The organism is Shinella sp. GW821-FHT10F02, assembly GCF_058809275.1.
Window position 1 is genome coordinate 22,069 of the sequence record NZ_JBXASL010000005.1, and the last position, 20,304, is coordinate 42,372.

The window sequence follows — 20,304 nt, forward strand, 5'->3', positions numbered from 1 at the left end:
TCGTGCCGAATGCGGCTCACGCTTCCGCCAGGTCCGGAATGCGCAGCACCTGGCCGGGATAGATCTTATCCGGGTGGGAGAGCATCGGGCGGTTGGCGTCGAAGATCAGGGTGTGCTTGGCGCCCTTGCCCTTGCCGTAATAGGCCTCGGCGATCTTCCACAGGTTGTCGCCCTTCTTTACCGTGTGCAGGGTCGGGTCATTGGCGGGCGCGGAGACCTTCAGGAGTTCCGCCAGGTCGATTTTCTCGAGCTTTAGGCCGGAATCGGCGGGCACGACCTTGAGATCAGCGGCTTCGACCTTGGAAATGCCCAGCGTGTTGCCGACGGCGATGACCGCCTTTTCGAAGGCCGTCTGGTCGGCAACCACGCCCTTCAGCACACATTTGTCGCCCTCGACGGAGACTTCGACCTTCTGCGTGCCGAGATCGAAGGAATCGAGCTCCTTCTTGACCGCACTCGCTTCCGGCGCTTCGTCGTCGCCGATGCCGAGCTTCTTGCCGGCGTTCTTGATAAAGCTGAAGAGACCCATGACTACCTCCCGATTTTTTTGGTCTGTTTTTTTGAACTAAAGCAGAGCCTTTCCGCGAAGGAAAGGTTTCGTTTCACTCTCATTCATAAACGGCCAAGTTGCGGCAATCATTCGCCGCCAGGCTTCGCCCGATTGCGTTTTACGTCGGAACGGCCGGATTTTTCCTTGAGCCGGCGTTCCACCGAACCCTTCGTCGGCTTGGTCTTCCTGCGCACCGGCGGCGGCGGTTCGGCGGCTTTCAGGATCAGCTCCTTCAGCCGCTCGCGCGCGTCCTCGCGATTGCGCTCCTGGCTGCGAAAGCGGTTCGCCTCGATCAGCAGCACGCCCTCCTTGGAAAGCCGGCGACCGGCGAGCTTTTCGGCATTTGCCTTCACCCGGTCGTCCAGCGACGGCGAGTTGCGCAAGTCGAAGAAAAGCTGCACCGCCGTCGAGACCTTGTTGACGTTCTGGCCGCCCGGACCGCCGGCCAGCACGAACTGTTCGGTCAGCTCCCAACCGGCAATCGTGATGGAGCTTTTGATGTAGAGGGGGTCGCTGGCCATGGATGTTCCTTTCCACGCCGTTTTAGCGGGCGATCGGCGAAACGGGAAGCCGGCGCGCGCAACGAAAAACCCGGCCGCGAGGACCGGGTTTCACGTGAATCATCGCTAAAAACCTTATTCGGCCGCGATCTTCAGGCCGGGCGCCGCATCGCGCACGCCGCCGTCCACATGGTTTTCGAACTTTTCGAAGTTCGCGATGAACATGTCGATGAGTTTCTGGGCCTGCTTGTCATAGGCGGCACCGTTTGCCCAGGTCGAGCGCGGGTCGAGGATCTTCGTGTCCACGCCCGGCACCGAGACGGGCACCTGGAAGCCGAAATTGTCATCACGACGGAACAGCGCGTCCTTCAGCGAGCCGTCGAGCGCGCTCGCCAGCAGCGTGCGGGTTGCCTTGATCGGCATGCGGCGGCCTTCACCGTAAGCGCCGCCGGTCCAGCCGGTGTTGACCAGCCAGCAATCGACGCCGTGTTCGGCGATCAGTTCCTTCAGCAGGTTCCCGTAGACCGTCGGGTGACGCGGCATGAAGGGAGCGCCGAAGCAGGTCGAGAAGGTGGCTTCCGGCTCGGTCACGCCACGCTCCGTGCCGGCGACCTTGGCGGTGTAGCCGGAGAGGAAGTGGTACATGGCCTGGTCGGGCGTCAGCTTGGCGATCGGCGGCATCACGCCGAAGGCATCGGCCGTCAGCATGATGATGGTCTTCGGGTGCGGCGCGCGGCCGGTGTCGCTGGCATTCGGGATGAAATCCAGCGGATAGGCGCAGCGCGTGTTTTCCGTCAGCGAGCCGTCATTGAAGTCCGGCACGCCGTTCGCGTCGAGCACGACGTTTTCGAGCACGGTGCCGAAACGCTGCGTCGTCGCGTAGATTTCCGGCTCGGCTTCGGCCGAAAGGCGGATCGTCTTGGCGTAGCAGCCGCCTTCGAAGTTGAAGATGCCGTTTTCGCCCCAGCCATGCTCGTCGTCGCCGACCAGCGTGCGGTTCGGGTCGGCCGACAGCGTCGTCTTGCCGGTGCCGGACAGGCCGAAGAACACGGCCGCATCGCCATCCGGGCCGACATTGGCCGAGCAGTGCATCGGCATGACCTTTTCCGACGGCAGCAGCCAGTTCAGAACGGTGAAGACCGACTTCTTCATCTCGCCGGCATAGAAGGTGCCGGCGATCAGCACGATGCCGCGGGTCAGGTCGCAGGCGATCATGGTTTCCGTGCGCGCACCGTGGCGCTCCGGATTGGCCTTGAAGGTCGGCAGGTCGATGATCGTCAATTTTGGCGCGAAACCCGCAAGATCGGACTCCGCCGGACGGATGAGCAGGTTGCGGATGAACAGCGAATGCCAGGCGAGTTCCGTGACGACGCGGGTCGGCAGCGCATAGTCGGCATCGGCGCCGCCGATCAGGTCCTGCACGAAGAGGTCGCGGTCGGCGGCGTGCGCCAGCATGTCGGCATGCAGCGCGTCGAAATGCGCGCGCGACACGGCCTTGTTGTTGTCCCACCAGATGGCGCCTTCGGTGTTTTCGTCGCGCACGACGAACTTGTCCTTCGGCGAACGGCCGGTGTGCTGGCCGGTGAGCGCACGCAGCGCCCCATGCGCGGTCTTCACAGCTTCGCCACGGCCGAGCGCCTCTTCGTAAAGAGCCTCTGCTGCAAAGTTGTACCGGACCGTGCCGTTAGTATGGATACCCATCGCGGTGAGCCCCTGAGCGGGGTTGCGAACGCCAAGTTCCTGCATGGTCCAGTTTTCCTCCAAGGCGACAAGAATGGTGTGGATTTTCCGGGAAGCTAATTCGGGACTGTCACAAAGACAAGAGGAAAATGCAAATTTGGCAATGATATCAATTATTTAATCGATTTAAAGAATTATGTTACTTTTTTAATCGTTTGAATAATCGATTTAAAAATGACTCGCCCGGCGCGGCTGAAACGTCTCCCTTTATCTTTGCCACAATTTGTTCCACCTTTACCCCCAAGGAGGCGCATCACATCCAGGACAGGAAGACGATCCGAGGTCGGGAAAGGCGCCGATGAATATGGAGACTAGCAGGATGCAGACGATCGCACTCGTTGACGACGACCGGAATATTCTGACATCCGTGTCGATCGCTCTGGAGGCAGAGGGCTACAAGGTCGAGACCTATACGGACGGCGCCTCGGCGCTCGACGGGCTTCTCGCCCGCCCGCCGCATCTTGCCATCTTCGACATCAAGATGCCGCGCATGGACGGCATGGAGCTGTTGCGGCGGTTGCGCCAGAAGTCGGATATTCCGGTGATCTTCCTCACCTCGAAGGACGAGGAGATCGACGAGCTATTCGGCCTCAAGATGGGCGCCGACGACTTCATCACCAAGCCCTTCTCGCAGCGCCTGCTCGTCGAGCGCGTCAAGGCGATCCTGCGCCGGGCATCCAGCCGCGAGGCGGCCGCCGCCTCCGGTGGCACCGGCAATGCGGCCAAGGCCGGCGAAATCGCGGCCCGCTCGCTGGAGCGCGGCCAGCTCGTCATGGACCAGGAGCGCCACACCTGCACCTGGAAGGGCGAGCCGGTGACGCTGACCGTCACGGAATTCCTCATCCTGCATTCGCTGGCCCAGCGCCCGGGCGTCGTAAAGAGCCGCGATTCGCTGATGGATGCGGCCTATGACGAGCAGGTCTATGTCGACGACCGCACCATCGACAGCCACATCAAGCGGCTGCGCAAGAAGTTCAAGATGGTCGATACCGACTTCGATATGATCGAAACGCTCTACGGCGTCGGCTACCGTTTTCGCGAGACCGCCTGAGGCGCGATTTCGCTTGCATGAACCGCGGCGGCAATGGCATGCCGCGGTCGGCGGCCTCGTGCCGTGCGCATGGAAGGTAGACCCGCTTGTTGCAGACAACGCCGGAAAGGGATGGGGAAGACGTCGAGGGCCGGCCCGCGCCGCGCTCGCTGCGCCGCCGCTGGACGCATCCCTTCACGCTGGCACGCCGGATCTTCGGCAATGCGGTCTTTTCCAGCCTCACACGCCGCATCCTGTTCTTCAACCTCGTCGCACTCGTCGTGCTGGTCGCCGGCATCCTCTATCTCAACCAGTTCCGCGAGGGCCTGATCGACGCGCGTGTCGAAAGCCTTTTGACCCAGGGCGAGATCATCGCGGGCGCCATCTCCGCCTCCGCTTCGGTCGATACCAACTCGATCACCATTGACCCGGAAAAGCTGCTGGAACTGCAGGCCGGCCAGAGCATCACGCCGCTGCCGAACGACGAGGACCTGGAATTCCCGATCAATCCGGAGCGCGTGGCACCTGTTCTGCGGCGGCTGATCTCGCCGACGCGCACCCGCGCCCGCATCTACGATACCGACGCCAACCTGCTGCTCGATTCGCGCCACCTCTATACCCAGGGCCAGGTGCTGCGCTTCGATCTGCCGCCGGTGGAGCCGGAGAGCACCAGCCTCATCGAGCGCATGAACGTCTGGTTCAACCGCATCCTCCAGCCGAGCAACCTGCCGCAATACAAGGAAGCGCCGGGCGGCGACGGATCGATCTATCCGGAAGTGATGAACGCGCTGACGGGCGTTCGCGGTGCCGTCGTGCGCGTCAACGACAAGGGCGAGCTGATCGTCTCGGTTGCCGTGCCGGTGCAGCGTTTTCGCGCGGTGCTCGGCGTGCTGCTGCTCTCCACGCAGGCGGGTGACATCGACAAGATCGTGCATGCCGAGCGCCTCGCCATCATGCGCGTCGCGGGCGTCGCCGGCCTCGTCAACATCGCGCTGTCGCTGCTGCTTTCCAGCACCATCGCCAATCCGCTGCGCCGGCTCTCGGCGGCCGCCATCCGCGTGCGCCGCGGCGCCAAGGAGCGTGAGGAAATTCCGGATTTCTCCGTGCGCCAGGACGAGATCGGCAACCTTTCCATCGCGCTGCGCCAGATGACGACGGCGCTCTACGACCGCATCGACGCGATCGAGAGCTTTGCGGCCGATGTCAGCCACGAGCTGAAAAACCCCCTCACCTCGCTGCGCAGCGCCGTGGAAACCCTGCCGCTCGCCCGCACCGACGAATCGAAGAAGCGCCTGCTCGACATCATCCAGCATGACGTGCGCCGCCTCGACCGGCTGATCAGCGACATTTCCGACGCCTCACGGCTCGATGCGGAGCTTGCCCGCAGCGATGCGCGCACCGTCGACCTCGAAAAGCTGCTCGGCGACCTCATCGACATTTCGCGCCAGGTCTACACGCGCAAGAAGCCGGTCTCGCTCGATTTCGTCGTCGACCGCAAGGACAATCCGAAGGCGAAGTTCAATGTCAGCGGCTACGAGCTGCGCATCGGCCAGATCGTCACCAACCTCATCGAGAACGCGCGCTCCTTCGTGCCGGATCCCGGCGGGCGCATCGTCGTGCGCCTGTCGCGCGGCCGAAACGACCGCTGCCTCATCCAGGTCGAGGACAACGGCCCCGGCATCCAGGCGGAAGACATCGACCGCATCTTCGAGCGCTTCTACACCGACCGCCCGGCCAGCGAAGGTTTCGGCCAGAATTCCGGCCTCGGCCTCTCCATCTCGCGGCAGATCGCCGAGGCGCATGGCGGCACGCTGAAGGCCGAAAACATCCTCGACAAGGCGACCGGCACCATCGGCGGTGCGCGCTTCACGCTGTCGCTGCCGACCGGCAACCAGAAATGACGCCGCCGGCCAACGTGCACGGTACGGCCATCGTCATCGGCACGACGGGACTTCTCTTTCTCGGCCCTTCCGGGGCCGGCAAAAGCGCCGTCGCGCTGCACTGCATCGAAGAGGCGCGCGGGCGCGGCCTCTTTTCCGCGCTCGTCAGCGACGACCAGGTCCTGATCCACCAGGCGGGCGGGCGTATCGTCGCCCGGGCGCCGGCCAGCATTGCCGGGCTTGCGGAAGTGCGGGGCGCCGGCATCGCCAAGGTGGCGACGATCGAGGCGGCCGTGCTTTCCCGGGCGATCCGCCCGCTGGAGCCGCCATTTGCCGAGCGCCTGCCGCCGGAGGGGGAAACCGCCGAGGTCCTGCCGTCCGTCTTCCTGCCTCTGACGCGGCTGCCGCTCTTTCCCGGTTGCACCGCCTTCGCGACATTGACCGCACTGCATCCGGAAATCCTCAAAAGTTGACCGCAAAAGCCCCGTCAAAAACCGAAATCAGGCATTTTGGGCTTGCACTTGGCCTTTTCATTGACATGATGGCCACCCCAACGGTGGACGGAATTGTTGCGTTGCGGTATTCGCCGTCCGTTTGAGTTGGGAAACTGGAGCGACTGCTGATGATCGGACTGGTGCTTGTCACCCATGGCAAGCTGGCGGAGGAATTCCGGCACGCCCTTGAACATGTCGTTGGTCCGCAAAAGGCGATCGAGACCGTCTGTATCGGCCCCGAGGACGACATGGACCAGCGTCGCCAGGACATCCTGGAAGCGGTCATGAAGGCCGACCAGGGCCATGGCGTCATCATCCTCACCGACATGTTCGGCGGCACGCCCTCGAACCTTGCGATCTCCGTGATGACCGGCGAGGGCATCGAGGTGATCGCCGGCGTCAACCTGCCCATGCTGATCAAGCTTGCCGGTATTCGCGGCGAGAACAACATGGAAAAGGCGCTGATCGACGCGTCGGAGGCCGGCCGCAAATATATCAACGTGGCCAGCCGCGTGCTGAGCGGCAAATAAGGTTTCCTGCCGTCCATGACCGTCTCGAAAGAGCTTCTCATCATCAACAAGCGCGGCCTGCACGCCCGCGCCTCGGCAAAATTCGTCCAGACGGTCGACGGCTTCGACGCGGAGGTGACGGTCTCCAAGGACGGCATGACCGTCGGCGGCACCTCGATCATGGGCCTGATGATGCTGGCGGCCAGCCCCGGCTGCTGCGTGCAGGTGACGGCAACAGGCGCCGAGGCCCAGCAGGTGCTCGATGCGCTCGACGCGCTGATCGCCGACCGCTTCGGCGAGGAAATGTAAATTCGCGTCGATATAAGGATATAAAGACTTCTTTATATCATGTTGCTCCAGCGGCCATTTCCTGATAGGGAAAGCGCCACCACGCGAAGAACATTTTCTTTTTCCGCAATTGCGAACGCAAAGCCGCTCACGCTTTGCTGGAATTGCTCAGAAGGCTGGAGACCTCCATGACCACCACGCAGGACTATCACGTCGCCGACATCGCGCTTGCCGATTTCGGCCGCAAGGAAATTCAGATCGCCGAAACCGAAATGCCGGGCCTGATGGCCTGCCGCGAAGAGTTCGGCGCCGCCAAGCCGCTCAAGGGCGCGCGCATCACCGGCTCGCTGCACATGACCATCCAGACCGCCGTTCTCATCGAGACGCTGGTCGAACTCGGCGCCGACGTGCGCTGGGCGTCGTGCAACATCTTCTCTACGCAGGACCACGCCGCCGCCGCGATCGCCGCTGCCGGCATCCCGGTCTATGCCGTGAAGGGTGAAACCCTTACCGAGTACTGGGAATATACCGACAAGATCTTCCAGTGGGCCGATGGCGGCCTCACCAACATGATCCTGGACGACGGCGGCGACGCCACCATGTACATCCTGCTCGGCGCGCGCGCGGAAGCCGGCGAGAACATCCTGGTCAATCCGGGCTCGGAAGAAGAAGAAATCCTCTTCGCGCAGATCAAGAAGCGCCTTGCCGCAACGCCCGGCTGGTTTACCAAGCAGCGCGATGCCATCCAGGGCGTCACGGAAGAGACCACGACCGGCGTCAACCGTCTCTACCAGCTCCAGCAGAAAGGCCTACTGCCCTTCCCGGCAATCAACGTCAACGACTCGGTCACCAAGTCGAAGTTCGACAACAAGTACGGCTGCAAGGAATCGCTGGTCGACGGCATCCGCCGCGGCACCGACGTGATGATGGCCGGCAAGGTCGCCGTCGTCTGCGGCTATGGCGACGTCGGCAAGGGCTCGGCTGCCTCGCTGAAGGGCGCCGGCGCCCGCGTCAAGGTCACGGAAATCGACCCGATCTGCGCGCTGCAGGCCGCCATGGACGGTTTTGAAGTCGTGCAGCTCGAAGACGTCGTGTCCTCGGCCGACATCTTCATCACGACCACAGGCAACAAGGACGTCATCCGCGTCGAGCATATGCGCGAGATGAAGGACATGGCGATCGTCGGCAATATCGGCCACTTCGACAACGAGATCCAGGTCGCGTCGCTGCGCAATTTCAAGTGGACGAACATCAAGCCGCAGGTCGACATGATCGAGTTCCCGAAGGGCAACCGCATGATCCTGCTGTCGGAAGGCCGCCTCTTGAACCTCGGCAACGCCACCGGCCACCCGTCCTTCGTGATGTCCGCCTCGTTCTCCAACCAGGTTCTGGCCCAGATCGAGCTCTTCACCAAGGGCAACGCGTACCAGAACGAAGTCTACGTGCTGCCGAAGCAGCTCGACGAGAAGGTCGCGCGCCTTCACCTCGCCAAGCTCGGCGCCAAGCTCACGGAACTCTCCGACGAGCAGGCCGGTTACATCGGCGTGACGACGACGGGTCCGTTCAAGGCTGAGCACTACAGGTACTGATCCTTACCCGGATTATCCACAACATCTAGAGGCGGCGCGCTTGACAAGGCGCGCCGCCTCTTTTTTGGGCGCGTCCCTTCCCGACGATTCGGGAAACAAGTATCCTTAAGCAATTGATTCGGCGTGAAGATGCGGACCTTACGCGCCGGATGGGATGTCTTGTCGATCAGGCGGCAAACGGACGGAGACATACCGGGGATGATGTCGGAAATGAAACGAGGCCGTTCCGGGCAGGCTTTTGCCGTACCGGAACGGGGCATGGTGCGTTCCCTCGCACCTGCCGGAACGAACAAAATCGAAACATGGTTAACGGCTCGCGGCGCGCGCCGTCTTGCAGGCGTGCTGGCTGCCGGCTCGGCGCTGAGCGCGTTTGCCGGCCCGGCTTATGCCGCCGGCCCCTATCTCGCCACGACGGAAATCGTCACCGTTTCCATGCTGCTCGGCGTGATGTCGGCGGCGATGGTCTCCGCCATCTGGATGATCCGCCAGCGCGGCCGCATGGAAGCGGAAAACCGTGAGCTGAAGGCGCATCTTGCCGATTCGCGGCACAACGTTTCCCGCCTCCAGGCGCTGATCGGCGACAAGAACCGGCGCATCGTCGTGTGGGACGGCCTTTCCGACAAGCCGGAATTCCTCGGCCAGCTGCCGGCCGAAACCGGCGCGCCGCAGGCCGACCGTGATTTCCTCGCCTTCGGCCGCTGGCTGAAATCCAATTCCGCCGTCGAGATCGAGCGCGCCATCGAGCGGCTGCGTTCGCAGGCGCAGAGTTTCGACCTCATCATCGAGACCAGCCGCGAGGAGGTCATCGAGGCGCAGGGCCGCGTGTCCGGCGGACAGGCCTTCGTGCGTTTCGTCGCCCTCAACAACCTGCGCGCCGAAGCCGCCGAGCTGAAGCTCGAGCGCGACCGGCTGGTGCAGGCGCTGACCACGCTGCAGGGCCTGCTCGACCAGATCGATCTTCCCGTCTGGCAGCGCGCCGCCGATGGCTCGCTCGCCTGGGTGAACGAGGCTTACGCCGAGGCCGTCGAGGCGAAGGACGCGGCAAGCGCCGTGCGCGAGGGACGCGAGCTGCTGCCGACCATCGCGCGCGAAAAGATCCGCGCCTCCAGCACCTACGACACGCCCTTCCACGACAAGGTCTCGACCGTCGTCAGCGGCAACCGCAGCTTCTTCGACGTCGTCGATGCACGCAGCTCCAGCGGCTCCGCCGGCATCGCCATCAACGTCTCCGACGTCGAGGCCGTGCGCGAGGAGCTTGTGCGCACGCTGAAGAGCCATGCCGAGACGCTCGACCATCTCGCCACCCCCGTCGCGATCTTCGACGGCGAACAGCGCCTGCAATTCTACAACCAGGCCTTCCAGCGCATGTGGGACATCGAGACCGCCTTCCTGGAGCGCAAGCCCGGCAATGGCGAGCTGCTCGACCGGCTGCGCGCCGCCGGCAAACTGCCGGAACAGCTCAACTGGAAACAGTGGAAGGACACGGCACTCGCCGTCTACCGCGCGATCGACACCCAGACCGACCTCTGGCACCTGCCGAACGGCCAGACGCTGCGCGTCTTCGCGACGGCGCGTCCGCAAGGCGGTGCCACCTGGGTCTTCGAGAACCTGACGGAGAAGGTCGACCTCGAAACCCGCTACAACACGCTGGTGCAGGTGCAGGACGAGACGATCGACCACCTCGCCGAGGGTGTCGCGGTGTTCAGCCCCGATGGCCGCATCCGCCTCTCCAACCCGGCCTTCCGGGCGCTCTGGGGCATCAGCGAGGCGGAAGCGAAATCCGGCACGCATATCCGCGCCATCGAGCAGGCCTGCGCGCCCTCCTACGACAAGCCGGACGGCTGGAAGCGCTTTGCGCATATCATTACGAGCTTCGATGACGAGCGCCCCTCCTGCCAGGGCGTGCTGGAGCTGCGCACCGGCCTGGTGCTCGATTTCGCGGTGATCCCGCTCTCCAACGCCCAGACGATGCTGACCTTCGTCAACATCACCGACAGCGTGCGCGTCAGCCGGGCGCTTACGGAAAAGAACGACGCGCTGCGCAAGGCCGACGCGCTGAAGAACGATTTCGTCCAGCACGTCTCCTACGAGCTGCGCTCGCCGCTCACGAACATCATCGGCTTCGCCGACCTCCTGAAGACGCCGAGCATGGGCGAACTCAGCGACCGGCAGTCCGAATATGTCGATCACATCGCCACGTCCTCGGCGGTGCTGCTCACCATCGTCAACGACATTCTCGACCTCGCCACCGTCGATGCCGGCATCATGGAACTCGACTATAGCGAGATCAACCTGACGGACCTGCTCGACGACGTGTCGATGCAGTTCGCCGACCGCCTGCACGAGGCGCAGGTGACGCTGGAAATCACCGCACCGGACAATCTCGGCACGATCGTCGCCGACCAGCAGCGCCTGAAGCAGATCCTCATCAAGCTGCTCAGCAATGCCGCGAATTTCGCACCCGCCGGCAGCGCCATCGGCCTGAAATGCTGGCGCGATGGCAGCGACCTCGTCTTCACCGTCTCCGATCGCGGGCCGGGCATTCCGCAGGACGTGTTGAAGACGGTTTTCAACCGCTTCGAAAGCCACGGCCGCCATGGCGGTGCCGGTCTCGGCCTCTCCATCGTCGAGAGCTTCGTCAGCCTGCACCATGGCAGCGTCACGATCGACAGCCATGAGGGCCGCGGCACGGTCGTCACCTGCCGCCTGCCTTCCGCGACGATGACGTCGTTCGCCGCCGCGGAATAGGTCCATGGCGCTCGACCTCTTTCTCGCCGACGAAGCCGCCACCATCCGCTTCGGCGAGGACCTTGCCCTGGCGCTGAAGCGCGGCGACTATGTCGCGCTGCACGGCGATCTCGGCGCCGGCAAGTCGACGCTTGCCCGCGCGATAATCCGCGCCATCGCCGACGACGCGATGCTGGAGGTGCCGAGCCCGACCTTCACGCTGGTCCAGAGCTACGACCTGCGCATTCCCGTCGCGCATTTCGACCTCTACCGCATCGCGGACGCCGCCGAGATCGACGAACTCGGCTTCGACGAGGCACTGTCCGACGGCATCTGCCTGGTGGAATGGCCCGAAAAAGGGTCTGGCGCATTGCCGGCGGAAGGCATCATGCTACACTTCCTGCACGAGAGCGACGGCCGGCGGGTGGCGATCGACGGGCCGGCACCGGCGCTTGCCCGGATTCGACGGTCGCTGGCGATCCGCAGCTTTCTTGACGAAGCCGGCTACCGGAATGCGATTCGGCGCCACTTGACGGGCGACGCCTCCATTCGCGCCTATGAGCACATCTATACTGGCGACAAGCGCTTCGTGCTGATGGATTCGCCGCGGCATACGCCCGGCCCGATCCTCGCCCATGGCAAATATTACCAGCAGATCGCCCATATTGCCGAAGACGTACGGCCCTTCATCGCGATTGCGCGTTCCCTCGTCGAAAAAGGTCTTCGCGCGCCGGCGATCTACGAGACGGATATCGAACAGGGCATCCTGCTGATCGAGGATCTCGGCAGCGCCAGCGTGCTGGATGACGATGGCGTGCCGATCGCGGAACGCTACCGTGAAAGTGCCGCCTGCCTGGCGCATATGCATGGGCAGGCATTCGAACACGATCTTCCGGTGGCGGACGGCATCGTCCATACCGTGCCGGATTTCGACCGTGATGCCATGCAGATCGAGGTGAGTCTGCTCACCGACTGGTATCTGCCCTGGAAGCGCGGCACGCCGGCAAGCGACGACGAACGCCGCGACTATATCGCCATCTGGGACGCCCTGATCGAAAGCCTTTCCGCCGCCGAGCACAATCTGCTGCTGCGCGACTTCCATTCGCCGAACATCATCTGGCGGCCCGAGGCGACCGGCACCGACCGGGTCGGCATCATCGACTTCCAGGATGCGATGATCGGCCCCTCGGCCTATGACGTCGCCTCGCTGGTGCAGGATGCCCGCGTCGACATGCAGGAGGGCGTGGCGGACGACGTGCTCGACCACTATCTGAAGCTGCGCGAAAAAGACGCCGGCTTCGACCGCGCGCGCTTCCTGCGCGACTGGCATGTCATGGCGGCGCAGCGCAACTGCAAGCTCATTGGCCTCTGGGTGCGGCTCATGCAGCGCGACGGCAAGCCCGCCTATATGCGCCACATGCCGCGAACATTCCGCAATCTGGAGCGCGCGCTCAGCCATCCCGATCTCGCCCCCTTGCGCGACTGGTGCAGAAAGGCTGGAATCCTCGCGACCGAATCATAAGCGCGGAAACCAGATGAAGATCGAAGACGCCATGGTGCTGGCCGCCGGCCTCGGAACGCGCCTGCGCCCCATCACCGACACAATGCCGAAGCCGCTGGTGCCGATCGCCGGAAAGCCGATGATCGACTACGGGCTCGACGCGCTGGCGCAGGCCGGCGTCAAGCGCGCCGTCGTCAACGTGCACCACTTTGCGGACCAGATGATCGCACACCTCGCGACGCGCAAGGCGCCGGAAATCATCCTCTCCGACGAGACAGACCAGCTGATGAATTCCGGTGGCGGCCTCGCCAAGGGCCTGAAACTGCTCGGCCGCGCCCCCGTGCTCGTGATGAATGCCGACCTGTTCTGGATAGGCGAGGCGCCCGGCGGGCCGAGCAATCTCGACCGGCTGGTGGACGCCTTCGACCCGCAGCGCATGGACATGCTGATGCTCTGCGTGAAGCTGGAGGACACGACCGGCCACAACGGCAAGAAGGACTTCTCCATGGACGCGGCGGGGCGGCTTGCGCGCTACAGGGAGGGCGACGGCACGCCGTTCGTCTATGCCGGCGCCATCGCCATGATGCCCGCGCTGCTCGATGATGCGCCCGACGACGCCTTCAACCTCAACATCTATTTCGACCGGGCGATCGAGAAGGGCCGGCTCCACGGCATCGTGCTCGAAGGCCACTGGATCACCGTCGGCACGCCGGAGGCGATCGGCCAGGCGGAGGCCGTGATCGGCGCCTACCGCGAGGCGGCGGCGTGACGGGCGCCCGGGGCGGCCGCGTCTATTCCATCCCGGCGAGCCTGCCCTTCCTGAAAACGGTGGCCGCGACCCTCCTCGACGGCCGGCTCGTGCCCGGCTTCACCTATGATCCGGCCGATCCGCTGGCGCTGGCTGACGTGACGGTCTACGTGCCGACGCGCCGTTCCGCCCGCGTGCTGCGCTCGGAATTCGTCGACCTGCTCGGCGGACGCTCCGCCATCCTGCCGGTCATCCGCGCGCTCGGCGAGACCGATGACGACAGCGGCTTCTTCGACGAGGTGGCGCCGGCACTGCTCGACATGGCCGAGCCGCTCTCCGGCCCGACGCGCCTCATCGAGCTTGCCCGCCTCGTGCTGGCCTGGCGCAACCGCCTGCCGGCCGCCGTCACCTCCGTGCATGCCGAAAGCCCGCTGGTCGCGCCCGCAAGTCCGGCCGATGCCGTCTGGCTCGCCCGCAACCTCGCCGAGATCATCGACGCGATGGAGACGGAAGAGCTCGACTGGTCGGCGCTCGACAATCTCGACGTCTCCAACCATGCGCTCTGGTGGCAGCTCACCGCCGAGTTCCTGAAAATCGCCAGCGAATACTGGCCGGCGCGTCTGACCGAACTCAACCGGTCCTCGTCCTCGCTGCGGCGCAATGCGACGCTGCATGCCGAGACGGAGCGCTACCGCACCATGCCGCCCGCCGGCCCCGTCATCATCGCCGGCTCGACAGGCTCCATTCCCGCAACGGCCGGGCTGATCGCCGCCGTGGCAAACCTGCCGAACGGCGTCGTCATCCTGCCGGGGCTTGATCGTTTCATGTCGGATACGGAATGGCTGCTTGTCGGCCATCAGGCAGGTGCGGCAGGCGCGCAGAAACCCGACGCGGCCGCCCGCAGCCATCCGCAATACGGCCTCCACCGCCTGCTCGCCCGCATGGGCTGTACGCGAAGCGATGTCGAGCCGCTCGGAACCCCGCCCGCTGCCCTCGAATACCGCACGCAAATCCTCTCCAGCGCCTTCCTGCCGACGCAGGCGACATCGGGCTGGGGCGATATCCGCGGCACGATCGACGCCGGCCGCATGGCGGAGGCGTTTCACGACGTTTCGCTCGTCGAGGCGGCCAATGAGCGGGAGGAAGCGCTGGCGATCACCATCGCGCTGCGCCTCGCATTGGAGGATGGCGAAGACGCGCAGGCGGCGCTGATCACGCCCGACCGCAAGCTCGGCCGGCGCGTGGCGGCGGAACTTGCCCGCTTCGGCATCGAGGCGGACGATTCGGCCGGCACGCCGCTGCTCTCCACGCCGCAAGGCACGCTTCTGCGGCTGCTGGTCGAGGCCGCACTTCGGCCCGGCGATCCGGTGCCACTCGTCGCCCTCCTGAAACACCCCCTCACCCGCTTCGGGCTTTCCGCCGCGGATCTGCGCGACGCCGTGACCGCGCTGGAGCTGACGGCATTGCGCGGCGGCACCGCCGAGATCGATATTTCGACGCTCGAACCGCTGCTCGACGCCGCGCTGGAGCGGCAGACAACGGATCGTCATCCGCCCGTCTGGCGCACCGCCCTGCCGGAGCAGGCGATCCCTCTTGCCCGCGATCTGGCCCAGCGCGTCGCAGCCGCCGTCGAGCCGCTGGCCGGCGTGCTCTTTCACGAAAGCCGAACGGGGCGGCGCTTTTCCTCCAGGCTGGCGCTGTCCGACTGGTCGGAGCGGACCGGCCGCGCGCTGGAGGCTGTGGCTGTAAACGAGCGCGGCGACCTTGCGGCGCTGTGGTCTGGCGAGGCCGGCGACAGCCTTGCCAACCTGCTCAAGAGCGTCATCGAGACGGACGGGCAGATCGAGGCCGACGGGCCGCAATGGTGCGACATCATCGAGGCGCTGGCGGCGAGCGAAAGCGTCAAGCCGCGCTCCATGCGCCATCCGCGCGTCTTTATTTTCGGCGCGCTCGAATCACGCCTCCAGAGCGTCGATACGGTGGTGATCGGCGGGCTGAACGAGGGCACCTGGCCGGGACAGGCGGCGAACGACGCCTTCCTCTCGCGCATCATGAAGGTGGAAATCGGCCTGGAGCCCCCCGAACGACGCATCGGCCAACTCGGCCACGACCTACAAATGGCCGCCGCCGCGCCGAAACTCGTGCTGACGCGGGCGCTGCGCAACGGCACCGCGCCGACTGTCGCCTCGCGCTGGCTGCAACGCCTCATCGCCGTCGGCGGCCCGGCGCTGGCGGCCGACCTGCGCCGGCGCGGTAAGGACTTCATCGACTGGGCGAATGCCATCGACAAAGGCCCCTCCGTGCCGACGGCTGCCCGCCCGGCGCCCCGCCCGCCGGCCGAGCTCCAGCCACGCAAATATTCCTTCAGCCAGATCGGCCGCCTGCGGCGCGATCCCTACGCGATCTATGCACGGCATATCCTGCGCCTCGATCCCATCGCGCCCTTCAATCTCGACCCTGGACCGGCAGAGCGCGGCTCGGTCTACCACCGCATCGTCGACCGTTTCGTGCGCGAGGAAAAGACCGGCGAGCCGCTCGCCCTCGTCACCCGCATCCTGAACGAGGAATTCGACATCGTCGCCCTGCCACCGCATATCGACGCCGTCTGGCGCCCGCGTTTTGCCGCCGTTGGCCGTGCCTTCGTCAAATGGCACCTCGAACGGGCCGGCGCGGTGCGGGAGAGCCTGACGGAGGTTCCGGCCTCGCTCGACCTTTCGGTGGCCGGTATCCGGCTCACCGGCATCGCCGACCGGATCGACATCCTGCCGGATGGCAGCGCCGATATTCTCGACTACAAGACGGGCAGCACGCCCTCGCTGAAGGTCGCCCGCGCCTTGCTCGATCCGCAGCTCGCGCTGGAAGCGGCGGCGATCCGGCGCGGCGCCTTCCGCGGGCCGGGCCTGCGTGAGCCGGCGAACCTTCTCTATGTGCGCCTCAAACCCGGCGAACGCTTCAAGGCCGAACAGGTCAACAACGAACACGCCAAATCCGCCAACGCGACGCCGAAATCCGCGGGCGACCTGGCCGAGGAATCGCTGGCGGAGCTGGAAAAACTGCTGACCGGCCTGATCGAAGGGCGCTACGGCTTCGCCTCCCGGCTCATTCCGGAGCAGGAACGCGACTATGGCGGGGAATACGACCATCTGGCGCGCGTCGCCGAATGGTCGTCGGCCGAAAGCGGCGAGGAGGGAGACGATGCTTGACGAGGACAGACCCGCCTCCGCCGATCCCGCGGCCTGGCGGAGCTGGACATCGCTGAAACAGGCGACGGCATCCGATCCCGGCCGTTCGGCCTGGGTGTCCGCCAATGCCGGCTCGGGCAAAACACATGTGCTGACCCAGCGGGTCATCCGACTGCTGCTGGCCGGCTGCCGGCCCTCCGCCATCCTCTGCCTCACCTATACCAAGGCGGCGGCCTCGGAAATGTCGAACCGCGTCTTCGAGCGGCTTGCCGATTGGGCGACGCTGTCGGACGCCGAGCTGTCCGACCGGGTCGCGGCGATCGAGGGCGAGCGGCCCGATCTCTTCAAGCTTGCGGAAGCAAGACGCCTCTTCGCCCGTGCGCTCGAAACGCCGGGCGGCCTGAAAATCCAGACGATCCATGCCTTCTGCGAGGCGTTGCTGCACCAGTTCCCGCTGGAAGCCAATGTCGCCGGTCATTTTTCCGTGCTCGACGACCGGGCTGCTGCCGTGCTGCTCGCCGATGCGCGCCGCACGCTGCTGACGGCGACGACCAGCGAGGACGACCAGGGCCTTGCCGGGGCTTTCGCCACGGTGCTCGACATCGCCGACGATACCGGCCTCGAACGGCTGATTTCCGATATCGTGGCGAGCCGCGGGCCGATCCGGATATTTCTCGACATGGCAGAGCGTGCGGGCGGCGTGGAGGCGGTGCTGCGCCGCGAGATCGGGCTTGCGCCGCACGAGACGGCCGAGGACGTTCTCGCCGCCTTCTGGCCGCTGGATGGTTTGCAGGGGGCGACGCTTGAAGCCTATCTTTCAGCGGCCGAAACGCTGGGCAGCGACACGGTAAAAACATCGGCCGCTGGTTTGCGTTCCACAAGTCGGCTCACCGAAGCAGAAACACGCCGCGCCTCGCTCCATTCTTTATTCTTTACGAAGGAAGGGCAGCCCAAGAAGCTAGGCACGGCCTTCTTTTCCGCAGCGTTGAAGAAACAATTCCCGCAGTTTGAGGACCCGCTGCAAGCCGCGCAGGCCCATGTGATCGCCTGCGACGACCGGCTGCGACGGTTTCGCATGTATGAGGCGACGCTTGCGGCGCTCACCATCGCCGAGCGGCTGATCGGCGATTACGAGGACCTGAAGCGGGCGCGCAGCCTGCTCGATTTCGACGACCTGATCGACCGCACCGCGACACTTCTCACCCGCGACAAGGTGAGCGCCTGGGTGCACTACAAGCTCGATCAGGGCATCGACCATATCCTCGTCGACGAGGCGCAGGATACCAGCCCGCGGCAATGGCAGATCGTCAAGGCGCTGACGGACGATTTCTTTGCCGGCGAAACAGCGCGCGGGACCGGTCGCACGATCTTCGCCGTGGGCGACGAAAAACAGTCGATCTATTCCTTCCAAGGCGCGCGACCGGAACGGTTTGCCGAGGAAGGCCGGGAGGTGTCGCGGCGCACGCTGGCTGCCGACACGGCGTTCAGTCCGATCCGTCTGCTGCTCTCCTTCCGCTCGACCCGCGACGTGCTATCGGCGGTCGACCGGGTCTTTCTCGATGCCGCCAATGCGCGCGGGCTGACGCCGGATGGCAGCGATATCGTGCACGCCTCCAACCGCGGGCGCGAGCCCGGTGCCGTCGATATCTGGGAGGTGATCGCCGCGCCGCCGGGCCTCGACGAAGAAGACTGGACGGCGCCCTTCGACGCGGTGGCCGAGGAGGCGCCGATCAATGTGCTGGCACGGCGCATTGCCGATACGCTGGCATCTTGGATCGGCCGCGAGACGGTGACGGAGAAGGGCAAGGCGCGGCCGATGGCGGCTGGCGACGTGATCGTGCTGGTGCGCAAGCGCGACGCCTTCGTCAATGCGCTGACCCGCACGCTGAAGCAGCGGCATGGCCTGCCCGTAGCAGGCGCCGACCGGCTCGTGTTGACGAAACATATCGCCGTGCAGGACCTGATGGCACTCGGTCGCTTCGCCGTGCTCCCGGAGGACGATCTTTCGCTGGCGGCCCTTTTGAAAAGCCCACTGTTCGGCCTCAGCGAGGAAGCGCTGTTTGCGCTTGCCGCACGCCGCGGCGAGACACAGACCCTCTGGGCGCGGCTCAGCGAGGCGGCGGATGCGGACGAGGCCCTTGGGCGCATCGTCCAGCGGCTCGACGGCGTGATTCGCGATGCGCGCAGCCAGGCGGTGCACGATTTTTATGCCCGCATTCTCGGTGCCGGCGGCGGGCGGCGAGCTTTTCTCGCGCGGCTCGGCGCGGAGGCCGGCGAGATCATCGACGAATTCCTGACCTTCGCGCTGGAGCAGGAGGAGAACGGCCTGCCCGGCCTCCAGGCCTTCGTCTCGACGCTGGAGCTGGAAGCGCCGACGGTGAAGCGCGAGCAGGACAAGGCGCGCGGCGAAATCCGCATCATGACCGTGCATGCCGCCAAGGGCCTGGAGGCGCCGGTGGTCTTTCTCGTCGATGGCGGGGCAAAACCCTTCAGCCCCAGTCATATGCCGCAGCTGCGCTTCCTCTCGACGCCTGCCGGCGGCCTGCCGGCATGGCTGCCGCTAAAAGACCTTGGCAATGCGCTGACCGAGGTCGATGCGAACCGCATCCGCGAGAGCGCCGAGGAGGAATATCGCCGCCTGCTCTACGTCGCGATGACGCGTGCGGCCGATCGGCTGGTCGTCTGCGGCTATCGCGGCCGGCAGGAGAACAAGGACACCTGGCACCCGATGATCGCCGGCGCGCTTTCCGCCGATGGCCATCGCTGTGTGGAAACGACTTTTTCGACGGCCGGGGAAAACTGGCAGGGGTTTGCCTGGCGCGAGGCCGGTGCGGCTGATGTCGGCGAGGTCGCGACGGCGGGTGTCGAGGAAAAGGCGAAGGCGGTGTTGCCGGAGGCGCTCGGGCAACCCCTACCGCCGCAGAAGTCGCTGCCGCGGCCGCTGAGCCCCTCGGGTGCGGCGGCGGTGATCGAGACGGATGCGGCGGACCTGCTGGTGCCCTCGGCGCTGTTCGGGCGGAAGGGTGGCGTTCCGGGGGCTGGCCTTGCGCTGGAGCGCGGGCGCATCCTGCACCGTTTCCTGCAAGTCCTGCCGGCCTTCGAGCCTGCTGACCGGCCGGCGGCGGCGCGGCGTTATCTTGAGCGTGCGGCCGCCACCTGGCCGGAGCGTGCGCGCGATGCTCTGGTGGATGCCGCGCTGGCGGTGATCGATGACGAGAGCCTGGCGACGATCTTTTCCCCGGCAGCCCGGGCGGAAGTCTCGATCATGGGCACGCTGACGCTTGGCAGCCGCGATTTTGCCGTCTCGGGGCGGATCGACCGCATGGCGGTCACCGAAACGGCAGTCGAGATCGTCGATTTCAAGACGAACCGCGTGCCGCCGGGGTCTCTGAAGGACATTCCGTTCGAGCACCGGGCGCAGCTTGCGATCTATCGTGCGATCCTTGGCCCGCTCTATCCCGGGCGCGAGATCCGCTGCGGGCTGATCTATACGGAAGCGGCGAAAACCTACTGGCTGGATGCCGGCCTGATGGAAGCGAGCCTTGCCGAACTGCGCTCAAAGTGAG

General features: G+C 65.3%; 14 protein-coding genes. 11 read left to right on the forward strand and 3 right to left on the reverse strand.

Annotated elements, in window-relative coordinates:
* Positions 1-16: 16 nt before the first annotated feature.
* From lysM to AC1RWL_RS16345, 3 genes are all read right to left on the reverse strand, one after another.
* Positions 17-529: a peptidoglycan-binding protein LysM gene (lysM, locus tag AC1RWL_RS16335; RefSeq protein ID WP_256120416.1), complete on the reverse strand. Its 513-nt coding sequence runs from the start codon at positions 527-529 to the stop codon at positions 17-19.
* A 107-nt stretch (positions 530-636) separates the two neighbouring features.
* Positions 637-1,071 carry an alternative ribosome rescue aminoacyl-tRNA hydrolase ArfB gene (gene arfB / locus AC1RWL_RS16340; RefSeq protein WP_256120417.1) on the reverse strand — a complete coding sequence of 145 codons (435 nt, stop codon included), beginning with the start codon at positions 1,069-1,071 and terminating at the stop codon, positions 637-639.
* Positions 1,072-1,185: 114 nt separating this feature from the next.
* Positions 1,186-2,796, reverse strand: a complete 1,611-nt coding sequence (locus tag AC1RWL_RS16345; protein ID WP_493095601.1) for a phosphoenolpyruvate carboxykinase — start codon at positions 2,794-2,796, stop codon at positions 1,186-1,188.
* A gap of 313 nt (positions 2,797-3,109) precedes the next feature.
* Here AC1RWL_RS16345 and AC1RWL_RS16350 point away from each other — a divergent pair, with 313 nt between their 5' ends.
* The 11 genes from AC1RWL_RS16350 (at position 3,110) to addA (ending at position 20,303) form a co-directional block, all read left to right on the forward strand.
* Entirely contained in the window at positions 3,110-3,841 is a 732-nt protein-coding gene (locus AC1RWL_RS16350; protein WP_256120419.1) for a response regulator transcription factor, read from the forward strand.
* 149 nt (positions 3,842-3,990) lie between these two features.
* The gene (locus AC1RWL_RS16355; protein ID WP_493095631.1) at positions 3,991-5,721 is read left to right on the forward strand and encodes a stimulus-sensing domain-containing protein; all 1,731 of its coding nucleotides are present in this window, start codon (positions 3,991-3,993) and stop codon (positions 5,719-5,721) included.
* Positions 5,718-6,173 (forward strand): HPr kinase/phosphorylase, encoded by a 456-nt coding sequence (locus AC1RWL_RS16360; protein ID WP_493095600.1) that lies wholly within the window; start codon positions 5,718-5,720, stop codon positions 6,171-6,173. Before AC1RWL_RS16355 ends, AC1RWL_RS16360 begins: the two co-directional genes overlap by 4 nt.
* Before the next feature lie 149 nt (positions 6,174-6,322).
* A complete protein-coding gene (locus AC1RWL_RS16365; protein ID WP_256120421.1) occupies positions 6,323-6,724 on the forward strand; it encodes a PTS sugar transporter subunit IIA in 402 nt (133 codons plus the stop codon).
* 15 nt (positions 6,725-6,739) lie between these two features.
* Positions 6,740-7,012 carry an HPr family phosphocarrier protein gene (locus tag AC1RWL_RS16370; RefSeq protein ID WP_256120422.1) on the forward strand — a complete coding sequence of 91 codons (273 nt, stop codon included), beginning with the start codon at positions 6,740-6,742 and terminating at the stop codon, positions 7,010-7,012.
* Between the two features lie 167 nt (positions 7,013-7,179).
* Positions 7,180-8,580 carry an adenosylhomocysteinase gene (gene ahcY / locus AC1RWL_RS16375; RefSeq protein ID WP_256120423.1) on the forward strand — a complete coding sequence of 467 codons (1,401 nt, stop codon included), beginning with the start codon at positions 7,180-7,182 and terminating at the stop codon, positions 8,578-8,580.
* A 201-nt stretch (positions 8,581-8,781) separates the two neighbouring features.
* Complete coding sequence (locus tag AC1RWL_RS16380; RefSeq protein WP_493095630.1) at positions 8,782-11,328, forward strand: sensor histidine kinase; 2,547 nt, start codon at positions 8,782-8,784, stop codon at positions 11,326-11,328.
* A 4-nt stretch (positions 11,329-11,332) separates the two neighbouring features.
* The gene (tsaE, locus tag AC1RWL_RS16385) at positions 11,333-12,829 is read left to right on the forward strand and encodes a tRNA (adenosine(37)-N6)-threonylcarbamoyltransferase complex ATPase subunit type 1 TsaE (protein WP_493095599.1); all 1,497 of its coding nucleotides are present in this window, start codon (positions 11,333-11,335) and stop codon (positions 12,827-12,829) included.
* 13 nt (positions 12,830-12,842) lie between these two features.
* The gene (locus AC1RWL_RS16390; RefSeq protein WP_493095598.1) at positions 12,843-13,577 is read left to right on the forward strand and encodes a nucleotidyltransferase family protein; all 735 of its coding nucleotides are present in this window, start codon (positions 12,843-12,845) and stop codon (positions 13,575-13,577) included.
* Positions 13,574-16,759 carry a double-strand break repair protein AddB gene (gene addB / locus AC1RWL_RS16395; protein ID WP_493095597.1) on the forward strand — a complete coding sequence of 1,062 codons (3,186 nt, stop codon included), beginning with the start codon at positions 13,574-13,576 and terminating at the stop codon, positions 16,757-16,759. Before AC1RWL_RS16390 ends, addB begins: the two co-directional genes overlap by 4 nt.
* Positions 16,752-20,303, forward strand: coding sequence for a double-strand break repair helicase AddA (addA, locus tag AC1RWL_RS16400; RefSeq protein WP_493095596.1), 3,552 nt, complete (start codon positions 16,752-16,754; stop codon positions 20,301-20,303). Before addB ends, addA begins: the two co-directional genes overlap by 8 nt.
* Position 20,304 lies beyond the last annotated feature (1 nt).